Origin of the sequence: Methylobacterium aquaticum (assembly GCF_001043915.1) — a bacterium.
GTDB classification, from domain to species: Bacteria; Pseudomonadota; Alphaproteobacteria; order Rhizobiales; family Beijerinckiaceae; genus Methylobacterium; species Methylobacterium aquaticum.
The window spans coordinates 1-11,573 of record NZ_LABX01000085.1 but is presented as its reverse complement, the minus strand read 5'-3'; the positions used below and the strand labels follow the sequence as shown (position 1 = coordinate 11,573).

The window sequence follows — 11,573 nt, the reverse complement described above, 5'->3', positions numbered from 1 at the left end:
CAGCGGCGGGGTATCGTCAACCTTGGCGGGCATGGTCTCCGCGAGCGGCTGGTTTTGAGTGTCGCAGCCGAAATCTATGGCCGATCAGCGGCTTGCACCATGCCCGTCACCCCGCATGAATAATCCGGGCTAGCGGACGATCATTGGCCAGGACGTCACACCAATCTGCCGCCTTTCGGCCGCTCGATTGGCGTCACTGGCGGGTCGGGTCTCCGTGACGGGGAAAACGCCCCGGCCCGCCGCTCAAGGTATGAGCCGTTCAATCGTATTGCCGGCGATCCTCTGGGAAGCAAATGATGTTCCGTCGCGCTGCACCCGTCGATCGGCAAGGTCGGTGGGCCAGATCTCCGTAGGCAGAGTGAACGCCTCAGCCCGCTGCACTCAGGTCCTGCCGTCCAGCCGCGCTGTTGGGTGATCGAGCGGACGTTCGGGTAGATCAGTTGCTGCCGTTGGCTCGCCCGCGATCACGAAGCAACCGCGTCCTCCGCTCTCGCCTTCTTCGTCCTGGCCGCCGCCGTGATCCTCGTCAGGCGACTCGTACGAGCCTTCTGAAGCGGGGTCTGAACTATGCCCCAGACTCACATAGCACACGTGACATGTGAAACTTCCGAGTGCGTTAGTACATTATTAACCAGATATCGAACAGGCCCTTGTCACGCGGACCATAGCATGTAATACTGGATGTAATATGTTAACCTTCTCGCGTATTATGTTTTGACCCCTGGTTTAGCTTGTGGTCCTAGTGTTCTATCGACACAAGGATCACAGGCATGCGCTTTTTCATCGGTAAGCTTCTGACCGTTCTCGCCATTCTGGCATTGGCAGCTTTCCTGCTCTTTGAGCTGGTCCCACCTGTCACCCGAGCTGATACCATCGGCGTCAAACTTGTATCGGCCTCAGAACTCTGGTCAGCCAGCGTGGAAGGTTTCACCCCACAGGACACACCTTTCATGCGGCGGCTTGAACTCGCTCGCCAGAACATCGCAGCACTCGGTATCGATCAACAGATCTGGTGGCGGTACGTCATTCTGATTTTCATCTGTTCCTTAGCATTATACTCCCTACTACCGCAACGGTTTCGGTTTATGCGTCCTATTGCTGACCTTTTCGATGAAGCTGGTCAGAAAAGTTCTATATATACAACTTTGATGCAAATATCTAGAAATCAAATATTCTTTATTATTGTAATTGCTTTAGTAATTGGAATATGGATACAGAATGAAATTCTTGATACACCTGGAGGTGTCCCTGCTCTTATCGCGCAATACTGCAGCACAAATCATCCTTGCAGCGTCTGGTCCCGGCCGTTCCTTATGAACCCATTCTGAGAACCTGCCGATTTCTGTAAACAAGCAGAGACCGGCATCGACTATATCCATCTTGTCGTACGGCGGGTCTTCTGCGAGGGGTTCAATTGTTTTTATCGCAGGTAGGCCCATTCCGACGCGACTTCAACGTTCAGGCGAAGCGCCTTGTACTTGCAGCCTCGAAGTAGGTAGGTCGCTCTGTTGTACCAGGGTAGCTTCCAGTTTCGCTTGACGCTGTTGCCAGATTTGGCGGTTCCAGGACATGAGAAGGGAGAGAAGCGGCCATCGTGGTGGCGTGGCATCCACTTGGTGCAGACTACGGGCCAGCGCCTTCGCTGCCGTCATGGCTCGCACGATCCCGAGCCCGACCTCCGGCTCTCTCAGATCGACTACCCCGGTGCGCACGAAGGCAAGCCGGTCGTAATTACCCAGGGGTGTCGCGCGGTCGTGGTCTGGGGGCGGAGCGTGTGCAGGGCGCCCCCTTGCGGTGAGGGGGTTTCGCTGATTCCCTCGTAGGATGAGCCGCAGCGAGCTGGAGCGTCTGAGCAAGGAAGAGTTGATCGAGCTGGTGCTGAAGCTGCACCGGCCCGAGAAGACCTCGCGCACCTCGTCCAAGCCGCCTGCGAGTGATCGCAAGGAACGGCGCGAGAAGTCCCGCCCTGGCGGGGCCAAGCCCGGGCACGAGGGGCACAAGCGCGCTCTGACGCCGAAGCCTGATGCGGTTGTCGAGCATCGCCCCGAGCACTGCCCCGGCTGCGGTGCCCCGCTGTCGGCGACGCTGGCGGCCGAGGTCGTCAGCCTGGCCGAGCAGATCGACCTGCCGCAGGTGGTGCCGCACGTGACCCAGCATCGGCGCCTGGCGGTGGCCTGTCCCGGCTGCGGGACGCGCGTCGCCGCTCCGGTTCCCAAAGCGGCCTGCGGCACGCCGTTCGGGCCGCGGCTGCATGCAGTGGCGACCTATCTGAAGACCTTCCAGGCGCTCTCCTACGAGCGGTTGCAGGCCGCCTTGTCGGATCTGTTCGGGCTGCCGATCAGCCAGGGCGGGCTGATGAACCTGTTGCGGCGCGCCCACGGCCGCTTTGCCGAAGGCCGGGACGCCGCGCTGGCGCGGCTGCGCCGGGCCGCGGTGGTGGCCAGCGACGAGACCGGCGTGCGCATCGAGGGCAGCAACAGCTACCACTGGGTCTTCTGCTGCGACGAGGCGGTGGTTCATCGTGCCGCCCCGACGCGGGGCGCGAGCGTGGTGCAGGAGACGATGGCGGGCCACCGGCCTGCCGTGTGGCTCTCCGACCGCTACACCGCCCAGCAGGGTCATGCCGCCCGGCATCAGACCTGCCTGGCGCACCTCTCCCGCGACGTCGCCTATGGCGTCGAGGCCAGCGACGATCCGGTGCCCTGGCGCCTGCACCTCTGGCTCGGGTCGGTGTTCGCCCTGGCTGAGCGGGTCACCGATCTGGCTGCGTCCACCTTGTCGGCCAAGCGCCGCAGCCTCGATCGGCAACTCGGAGCGATCCTGGCGACGCCGAGCGGCTGCGCGGTGACCCGCGAGTTGCAGGCCAAGATTGGCCGTGCGCGGGATCAACTCCTGGTCTTCCTCGACCATCCCGGCCGCGTGGCGGTGACGAACAACGGGTGTGAGCGAGCCCTGCGCCTGGCCGTGGTGCAGCGGAAGGTGACGAACGGCTATCGGGCGATGTGGGCGGCCGCTGGTGAGGCGGACGTGCGCACCGTCGTCGACACCGCTCGCTTCTCGGGCGCGAACACCTTCGCCACCCTCCTCAAGACCATCGGCGCCTGATCGCTGCCCACGATCCACATCGTCGCCAACAAGGTCAGACGGCTCGCGCACCGCGCCTAACCCCCTGGGTAATTACAGCCGGTCGACCACGTAGTCGGACACGTTCGCCTTCTCCCGGTAGCGTCCAGCCTCCGCGAACAGCCGCTCAAGCAGCATCGACTCCGTTGGGGCGAGTCGCGCATCCGCCTGTCGCTGTCGGCACAGCGCGTCGAGACGATCCTGCTCCACGACCACCTGGGCTTCTTGCCGATGGCGTGTCAGACCTACGTACGTCTCACGTGCGTCGGCGGAGCTGCCCACGTACAGAACCGCTGCGGCGCTGGTTCGACCTTGCGCCGCGTGCGCCGTGCCGGCCAGCGCGGGCGTGATCCGCGGGGGCCGGTTCGGACCGAACCGTGGCGCGCGGGCCAGCCGCTCCCAAACCTCCTCCAGGATCCGCCCGTCCTCCAGTTCCAGGCGCAGCCGCACCTGGCCGTCGGCTGCCACCGTCACCCCCCGCACCTCTGCCCGGTTACCGTTGCGCACCCCGAGCTCCGGCAGCGTCTCGCCGAACCGCAACCGGTCACCTACCGCCAGCGGCAGCACCACCCGCCGGTCCTCACGGTCGAGCGCGCTCACCTCGACGAGATCGGGCCCGAGCCGCCTCTCGATCCGTAGCACCTCCCGCGCAAGTCGGTTTAGCGCCGCCGCATCACGGTTGCGGCGGGTCACGATCAGTACGTCCTCACCGTGCCGCACGCGCAGCTCGCGCCACAGCGCGATGACCCGCGCCTGCGCCGCCTCAGCTCCAGAGACCAGCTCGACGCAGCCTTGTCCCGCGTAGGCGCGCAGTCCCGCCTCGGTCTCGCCCCGCGCCATTAGCTCCGAGGCGGCCCGCTGCCATGGCACCTGCTGGCGCCGCACCTGCCCCAGTATGGCTTGGCGACCGCATACCTCCGCCACCGCCCGCAGCGCGCTCGCCCCTGCAACCGAGGCAAGCTGGCGGCGATCGCCCAACAATACCACCTTCGCGCCCGCAGCGTGCGCTGCGCTCAGCACGGCCTCGAGGTCGCGCGTGCCGACCATCCCGACCTCGTCGACCAGAACCAGGCTGTCGGCTCCGAGAGCCGCGTCATGGTCCGCTGGGGCTGCCGGGCCGCGGGCCTGATCGTAGCGCCAGCGCGCGATGGCTCTCGCGGGAATACCGGTGCTGCGCGCGAGTTCATCGGCCGCGACCCAGGACGGTGCCAGCCCAACAACCTTCAATCCAGCAATCCTGGCTGCCTCCACCAGAACGCGAGCCGTGGTGGTTTTACCCGTACCCGCGCCCGCTTCGATCAGCGATACCCCGTCCGTACCAGCTGCCAGGCGGACCGCCTCGGCCTGCTCGGGCGCGATCTGGGTAGCCTGTTCGAGCGCCGCAGTGACTGCCTCAGGGCTAATCCATCTCCGTTCCCGTGGTCGCTCGGCGGCGCGCAGCAGGGCTGCTTCGCAGGCCGCGATGCCAGGCGTGGTCCAGCACGCCCCCTGGCTGGGTTCGAGCGCGGCGGAGGACAGGCGCACCAGCGTGCCTTCGTGCTCGAGTCGCGCGAGTTCAGCCTCGACGGCTCCGATGCCGAGCCCGTGCAGGCTTGCCTCCTCGAGGCTGGCCTGCAGCAATGCCGCCCGGGTGATCACGTTCTCGTGCCGCAGCAGCCTCGAGGCGGCTCGGGCGACTGGCGTGGCGCCCGAGATCTCAGGCGGATCGAACACGAGATCGTGCTCCGGCTCGATCTGCTGCGCGAGCTCGGGATCCCGGGCTGCCTCACGGGCATTTCGCCAGGGATCCGTTCCGAGCTCCGCCAGCTCGCGTTGCCAGCGCGCCTCGAGCTCAGGCCCGCTCGGCAAGAGGTCCTTGGCTCGCCGCGTGGCCAAGGCCGCGACCTCGCGCTGGGCGCTCGTCGCTCCGGAGCCGACCCGCTCCCGGATCTGGGCGGAGCGCTTCGAGAACGTCTCCAGCACCCTCTCGGCGACCCCTGCCACCTCCCACTGTCCGTTGCCGGCCGGACGGAAGCGCCAGCCGAATTGGGCATGCAGCTGCTCGGCCAGGGCCGCCCTGTAGGCGGCGCCCACCCCACGCTGCTGCTCGAATAACCGAGCGGGGTCGGTCGTCAGATGACGCAACGACTTGTAGCGACCCCTGCTCTCCCCTGGATTGCCAGCAACATTCAAAAACACGCAGTGCGTGTGTAGATTAGGATCACCCTCGCGGGTTGTGTAGTGGTCGAAAGTCGCCGCGATCAGATCGGCGGGACGGCGATGCTCGCGCCCCCCGGCCCCGGTACGAACCTCGATCAGGCCCTCACGCTCGACGAACCGCAGGGCCGCATCGACTGCCGCCCGGTGCGCCTGCTCGATCGCGGCGCGCTGATCGGCATCTCCCGCCGCCCACAGCACGCTCACGGATTTGCCGGGCGTCATCGTGCAATCGGTTCCGGCATGGTGTCCGGCACCGGCGCCGCGCACGAGGGGGCGACCTGTGCCCGGGTCGAGACCGGCGCAGAGGTCGCGGAACGAGGAGCCGATAATGGTCGCGCCATGGCGAACCACGCTCCCGCCGCTCGACCACCACACCCCGCTGCCCTCGGCTTGGTAGTAGGCCTCGCGCCGGTCCGGCCGAGCCTCGTCCTGGGCCTGGGTCAGGTAATAAGCTGCCGCCTCGGGCCCGGGCCGCAGGCGCTGCAGCGAGGCAGTCACGGGGTCCCAGCCGGATCGCGATCGGGCCGGTAGCGGCACAGGGCACCGGGTTCAACAGCCTCGGCCGCCGCCTCGATCTCGCCGACGGTCTGGGCGAGCTGCAGCAGGGCAGCGTCGACCTGCTCCATGCGCTCGAGCACCACGCGGTGGCGCAGGGCAACCTCGAGGTGCTGAGCGAGGCAGTCGAGGGCGAGGCTCTCGGGCGTCCAGCCGCGCTGGGCAGCCTCCTGCCGGAGCGAGGCGGCGAGAGCGGCTGGGAGGGTGAGCGAGAGGGTGACGTCGGTTGTCATGCGGCGGCGGATCCGGCACGAGGAGCGCGGGTAGTCCTGGCATGGGCATAGGAGCCTCGGCGAGCCTGATCAGGGCTGAGGGTTAACGGATCAGCACTTCAGTGCGTGTGGTGTGATCCCTCTTCTCCTGCCGTATGCGCTACCGTGACGCTGCCGTCCGCGACCGTACGCAACCGTCCTCTACCGTAGCCTAACGCCAGCTTACCTCCCTGCCTGGCCTTCGAGCGGTCGGCTCCACGGGGTAGCAAGGACCGATCGGTTAGGGCAGGCCATGGCTCAACGCCCCCGCCTCGACCTGCGCCGCCTCGCCCGTGACGCCGACGCCGCCTCCGGCGGACGGCGGGAAGCCCTCGCTCCCGGTGGGCGGCCTGCCACCGGCTTGATGGAGGCGGTGCGCGCCAACCTCGACGCTCTCCTCGCCCTTCAGGCTGGCGGGCTGACCTGGGATGCGATCGCCACCGCGCTGACCGCGCAGGGGTTCACCACCGCGCAGGGCCAGCCGATCACGGGACGCAACCTGACGGGGATCATCTCCAGCGTGCGCCGGCAAACTGCGGCACGTGCAGCCAGGATGGCGGCGCGCGCCGCCCGCCCCGACCGGCCGGAGTTCTCCCAGCGCCCGGCGGAACCGGCTCGGCCCGCGTTCGCGCCCTCCCGGCTCGCACCGGAGCTGCTCCACGAGCGCGCGGCAGAGGCTCCGGCCGGTGAGGACGCACCGCTCAGCGAGACCGAGATCCGCCGGCTGCAGGCCGAGAAGCACGCCACTCTGTTCAAGAAGGACTGATTGATGCCCCGCCTCCTCCTTGTCGCCCAGGAAACCGGCGGCGTCGGCAAATCGACCGTCACCCGCGGCTTGGCCGAGGCGGTGCCGGACGCCGCGATCCTGGAGATCGAGGCGGTGCCGCGCCTGACCGAGTTCACGACCGCGCGCGGCTCCAACGAGCCCGGCCGCGTGCAGCACTTCGCGATGCGCGCCACGCGCGAGGCGATCGAGGCCAGCGGCGGCAAGGCGGCGCGGGCGGAGTTCGACCAGGTGATCAACGCGATCTACGCAGCGACCATCCCGAGTCTCGTCGACATCGGGGCCAACACCGCCGCGAGCCTCGTCGACATCCTCAAGGAGGAAGCCCCGGCGCTCAAGGAGAGCGGGATTGAGCTCGGGCTCGTGGTGGTGGTCGCGGCCGAGGCGGCCGCACTCGCTGATGCGGGGAAGCTGCTGCAGGGTTCGCGCGAATGGGCGGGCGCCCGCTTCGTCGTGGCCAACGGCGTGCGTGGGCCAGTCGATCCCGCGATCCTGAAGCGGGTGGCGGGGGATGCAACGGTGACGCAGTTGCGCGCCTTCGAGTTCGAGGACGTAACGCGCGAGATCCTGACCGCCGGTCAGCTGCGCGGGGTCGGGCAGCTCGACCGGGCGAGCCTGGTCAAGCAAACCTCGCCGGCGCAGGCCGGGCGGATCCTGCGTGATCTGACAGCGTTCCGGCTCGCGGTGATGGAGGCGGTCAAGCCGGCGGCTTTCTGGCTGGTTGGGGAGGACGCCGCCCCCGCCACGGTCAGCCCGCGCAAGGGGGGCGGTCGGCATGCCGGCAACGCCTGAGGACGTCCGCGCCCGCATCGCGGGTGCAGCCCGCGCGGCCCGCGCGGCTGCGGCAACGGCCGAGCGGGAGAGCAAGGCCGCGCTCGATCGGCTCATACAGCGCCCGGCGGGTGATCGCTTCGCCGCGCTCGAGAATGGTGCGCCGCAGCTCCTGCCCGAGCACCGGCTCGAGCTCTTACGCTCCGTGCGGCTTGCCTCCGGCCAAACTGCACCAGCTGCGCGGCCGGTGGTAGGCCACGCGAGCGCTTGGGCGGTCTGGCGCGGGCGCCTGCCGTTCCAGGCCGGTCGGCTCACCCGCGACGCGCTCCTGACCGGCTGCGCCCTGGCGGCGCTCGTGGTGGCCTGGTGGCGCACGCCCGAGGCCTGGATCGAGATCCGCAGCGACCGGGACGTCGCCGCGAGCTGGATCATGCCAGATGGACGGCCCGGCGGGGACCGGCTGGTGGCGGGACGAGCCTACGGCCTGATGCGCCGGGCCAACAACATGGCGGAACTGCGGGACTGGCACCCGGGCGTGGGTTACGCGGTCACCCAAGTGCCGGTCGAGGGTCTGCGGACCAGCGCGGCTCCGCGCTGAGCAGCGAGACACCGGAGCGGGCTCGAGCGCCTGGTGCGAACACCGTGAGCCTGCAGCAGCAACGTTTCGGTCCTGGTACCTCCAGCACCTGGGACTGCCCGTCTCCCGACCTTGCATCGGGAGACGGACGGCAGGAGCGGGTGATCCTCAGCGGGCGTGACCGACGGGCGGTACCGGCGTGATCAGCTTGCGGAACCGTGGATCGGTATGCGCCACCGTCTTCTTCAGGCGCAGCGGGTGGCGCGCGTGACCGCCGCTGTTGGGAAACACCAGGAGTTCGTCGCTCGGCATCGCGATCAACGCCTCCTTGCTCATCAGCCGTGCGCTTTGCGAGGATCGCGTCGTGGAGGGGCTGCCCTTGGCATCACCGCTCGGTGCCGAGTGGGTCTCGACGAAAGCGGTGTAGTCGCCGATCGCCCGCGACCAGCGCTCACTCTCGTCCGGATCGACCGCCGGCACGTCGAAGACGGTCACGACCTCGGCGGTGTTGAGCAGCACATCCGCCCCCGCCTCGCCGTAGAGGCCGACGAGCTGGGCGCGATCCTGCCACATCGTCCAGAGGCTGGCCCCGTAGCCTGGCAGCTCGCCGGCCGCAGTCAGGAGCGCGTCGAAGCGGCCGAGCACGGCGGCCTCGTCGACGAAGACCACCAGCCGCTCGGCCGGGCGGTGACGGCGCACCGAGGTGAACAGGTCGGACAACAACCAGCGCAGGAAGGGGGCGAGCACGGTCTTGTACTCGGTCGGCACCGCGACGAAGAGATCGACCGTGCCAGTGGAGAGCTCGGACAGTTCGAAGGTCGAGGCGCTGACGAGGTCGCGCAGGCGCCGGTCGGCGAGCCACTGGAAGGCCTGCAAGGCGGTGGACTTGATCGGGTCCTTGGTCTTGGGATCGGATTGCAGGATCTCGATTGCGGCGTAAGCGGCTGGCTCAGGCCAGTGCTTCACGTACTGGTTCAGGGTGCCAAGCAGACGCAGCTCGTCGTTGATGAATTCCTGGACGAGCACGACGGATCGCTCCTCGGGCATACGCAGCACCACCAGCATGGCGCCGACGATGAGATCGACCGCGCGGTTGCGGAAGTAGGCCGACGCCTCGCTGTCGCCGGTGGCCTCGGGCAAGAGGGCGAGCGCGCTGCTCTGGAGATAGAGCACGTCGTTCGGGTCGCGGCCTTGCAGCGGGTTCCAGCAATCGGTCCCGCCAGCGAGGTTGAGGGGATCGAGGCAGACGACGCGCCGGCCGAGGGCGCGCCGCCGAGCGGCCACGGTGCGGTAGACCTCGCCCTTGGGATCGAGAACGACGGCCGGCCCACCCCACCCTTGCGGCTCGGGGAAGGCGAGGTTGGGAATGAGGAGGCCGGAGGTCTTGCCCTTGCGGGGCGGCGCGATGGTGACGAGGGTGCCCTGAACGGCGACCCGCACGGCCCGGCCGGTCTCGGGGTCGCGACCGAGTTCGAGGCCCTCGCGCAGGCGCGTGCGCTCGGTCGAGGTCGCGAAGCGGGCCGATCCGAACAGATCCGAGGTGTCGCGCTTCGGCTCGATCCTGGTGCGTCGTAGTAGCTTGGCTCCAAACAGAACGAGGAGAGGTGCGAGAGCGAGCACCGGTCCTAACGACCAGCCCGCGTTAGCGAATTCCGGCGCCCGGCCGATCAGGATGCGGTAGGACATCGCAAGGGCATCGGCGACTTGCCAGGACAGCAATGTGGCAAACCATGCACCGGGGTGCATGACCTCACTGGGCCAGAGGGTCGGATCCAACCCGTGCTGGATCAAGCCGGCGATGGGATAGAGAAGAACGAACGTGGCGACGAAGCTCAAGACCAAGCGCATATTTTGCATCGCCCAACAATAAATCGACGCGTCACGCGCCCGTGACAAGCGCGTTGCGACAACAACATTCACTCAATTGATACGGAAATCACATTGAAAAAATGGATATCGATTCCATAAAAATTTATCAATATAATTGATGTTTGTGTCGCATAAATCCCAGACAAGAGATATTTTATATTTTATATTTTCAACATCTTACGCAATCAGGGGGGATGTACCTCGCGTCCAGCCGAACCTTGAGCCTGATCTGGGAGACATGGCGCTCGAGGGTGTGATCCCCGTCCTATTCTGGTCGGTGCGCTTGGGTGCGACACCGCTTATCGGATATCCATGCCGTCAGGCTTGGCTGCTCGGTGCCGATGCCTTGCTCGAGCCGAGCAGACGGTAGACGCTGGCCCGGCCAATCCCGAGCTGCCGGGCGATCGCCGATGGGCCCAGCCCCTCTCCTGCCAGGCGCCGCACCTCGTCGGCCTCGATCCGGGTCTTACCGCCCTTGTAGACCCCGGCAGCCTTGGCCTTGGCGATCCCTTCCATCTGGCGCTCCCGCCGCAGGTTAGTCTCGAACTCGGCGAACACCCCGAGCATGTCGAGGAAGGCCTTGCCGGCGGCAGTCCCGGTGTCGATCGGCTGCTCGGTGGCGACGAGGGACGCGCCCTTGGCCTTGAGCTCGCGCACGATGTCCTGGAGGTCACCGAGGGATCGGGCGAGGCGATCAATACGGGTGACCACGAGGGTGTCGCCCCGGCCGATGAAGTCGAGGACGGTGCGCAACTCGGCGCGTCCGGTGACGGTGGATCCGGTGACCTTCTCGGATCGGATGACGCCGCACCCGGCAGCGGAGAGGGCTGCGAGCTGGAGGGCGAGGTCCTGATCCGTAGTGCTGACGCGTGCGTAGCCGATCCTGCTCATCATTCGTCTCGCCAGGGTCTAGAAGTTCGTCTCTATCTGTCTCATGGTCTATTTTACAACCCTGTTGATACAGCCACATCTGTCTCACGCATATGCCTCAACAGGGTATACCCGGTGGCACAAGGGTGTACGCCGTGTGGGCCTGTCGCAAACGCGAACCGACCCTCGTTTACGAGTCGGCAACCATATCTGCCCAGCCTGCCGCCTCCGCCCTGGGCCGGCCTATGATCCTGTCCGCCATCGCCGCCAAGCTCAAGCAACGCGCCAAGGCCGACTTCCGGGGCCGGCACTTCGAGGCGGCGCTCATCGTCCAGGCCGTCTCCTGGTACCTGCGCTACCCGCTGAGCTATCGCGACATCGAGGAACTGTTCCTGGAACGAGGTCTGGACGTCGACCACTCCACCCTGAACCGCTGGGTGCTCGCCTACGCGCCGCTGATCGAGAAGCGCCTGCGGCCGTTCCGTCGGCCTCACTGCGGCTCCGTCCGGATCGACGAGACCTACATCAAGGTGCGGGGCCAGTGGCGGTACCTGTACCGGGCCATCGACAAGTA

General features: G+C 67.0%; 10 protein-coding genes and 1 pseudogene. 7 read left to right on the top strand and 4 right to left on the bottom strand.

From position 1 onward, the window contains the following. Positions 1-384: 384 nt before the first annotated feature. From VP06_RS34855 to tnpC, 3 genes and pseudogenes are all read left to right on the top strand, one after another. Positions 385-552: pseudogene (locus tag VP06_RS34855) on the top strand (IS5/IS1182 family transposase); the annotation flags it as partial. Between the two features lie 218 nt (positions 553-770). Then, complete coding sequence (locus VP06_RS36240; protein WP_156295557.1) at positions 771-1,328, top strand: hypothetical protein; 558 nt, start codon at positions 771-773, stop codon at positions 1,326-1,328. A 496-nt stretch (positions 1,329-1,824) separates the two neighbouring features. Beyond that, on the top strand, positions 1,825-3,105 hold the full coding sequence (tnpC, locus tag VP06_RS11895) for an IS66 family transposase (RefSeq protein WP_048463984.1): 1,281 nt from the start codon (positions 1,825-1,827) through the stop codon (positions 3,103-3,105). A gap of 72 nt (positions 3,106-3,177) precedes the next feature. Here tnpC and mobF read toward each other — a convergent pair whose 3' ends face one another. Then, complete coding sequence (gene mobF / locus VP06_RS11890; protein WP_053081732.1) at positions 3,178-5,820, bottom strand: MobF family relaxase; 2,643 nt, start codon at positions 5,818-5,820, stop codon at positions 3,178-3,180. Further along, complete coding sequence (locus VP06_RS11885; protein WP_048463983.1) at positions 5,817-6,110, bottom strand: hypothetical protein; 294 nt, start codon at positions 6,108-6,110, stop codon at positions 5,817-5,819. The genes mobF and VP06_RS11885 overlap by 4 nt, the downstream gene beginning before the upstream one ends. Before the next feature lie 271 nt (positions 6,111-6,381). On the opposite strand from VP06_RS11885, the gene VP06_RS11880 reads away from it, so the two are divergent. Genes VP06_RS11880 through VP06_RS11870 form a run of 3 tightly spaced genes read left to right on the top strand, consistent with a single transcriptional unit; the run spans position 6,382 to position 8,281 of the window. Then, positions 6,382-6,894: a hypothetical protein gene (locus VP06_RS11880; protein WP_048463982.1), complete on the top strand. Its 513-nt coding sequence runs from the start codon at positions 6,382-6,384 to the stop codon at positions 6,892-6,894. A 3-nt stretch (positions 6,895-6,897) separates the two neighbouring features. Beyond that, positions 6,898-7,704, top strand: coding sequence for a P-loop NTPase family protein (locus tag VP06_RS11875; protein WP_245291153.1), 807 nt, complete (start codon positions 6,898-6,900; stop codon positions 7,702-7,704). Continuing rightward, positions 7,688-8,281 (top strand): hypothetical protein, encoded by a 594-nt coding sequence (locus VP06_RS11870; RefSeq protein WP_048463981.1) that lies wholly within the window; start codon positions 7,688-7,690, stop codon positions 8,279-8,281. Before VP06_RS11875 ends, VP06_RS11870 begins: the two co-directional genes overlap by 17 nt. Positions 8,282-8,428: 147 nt before the next feature. Here the strand turns inward: VP06_RS11870 and VP06_RS11865 are convergent, their stop codons facing one another. Further along, complete coding sequence (locus VP06_RS11865; protein WP_245291152.1) at positions 8,429-9,946, bottom strand: type IV secretory system conjugative DNA transfer family protein; 1,518 nt, start codon at positions 9,944-9,946, stop codon at positions 8,429-8,431. A 501-nt stretch (positions 9,947-10,447) separates the two neighbouring features. After that, entirely contained in the window at positions 10,448-11,020 is a 573-nt protein-coding gene (locus VP06_RS11860) for a recombinase family protein (protein ID WP_048463985.1), read from the bottom strand. A 224-nt stretch (positions 11,021-11,244) separates the two neighbouring features. Here VP06_RS11860 and VP06_RS11855 point away from each other — a divergent pair. Further along, on the top strand, positions 11,245-11,573 hold a 329-nt coding region (locus tag VP06_RS11855; RefSeq protein WP_048463979.1), incomplete at its 3' end, for an IS6 family transposase.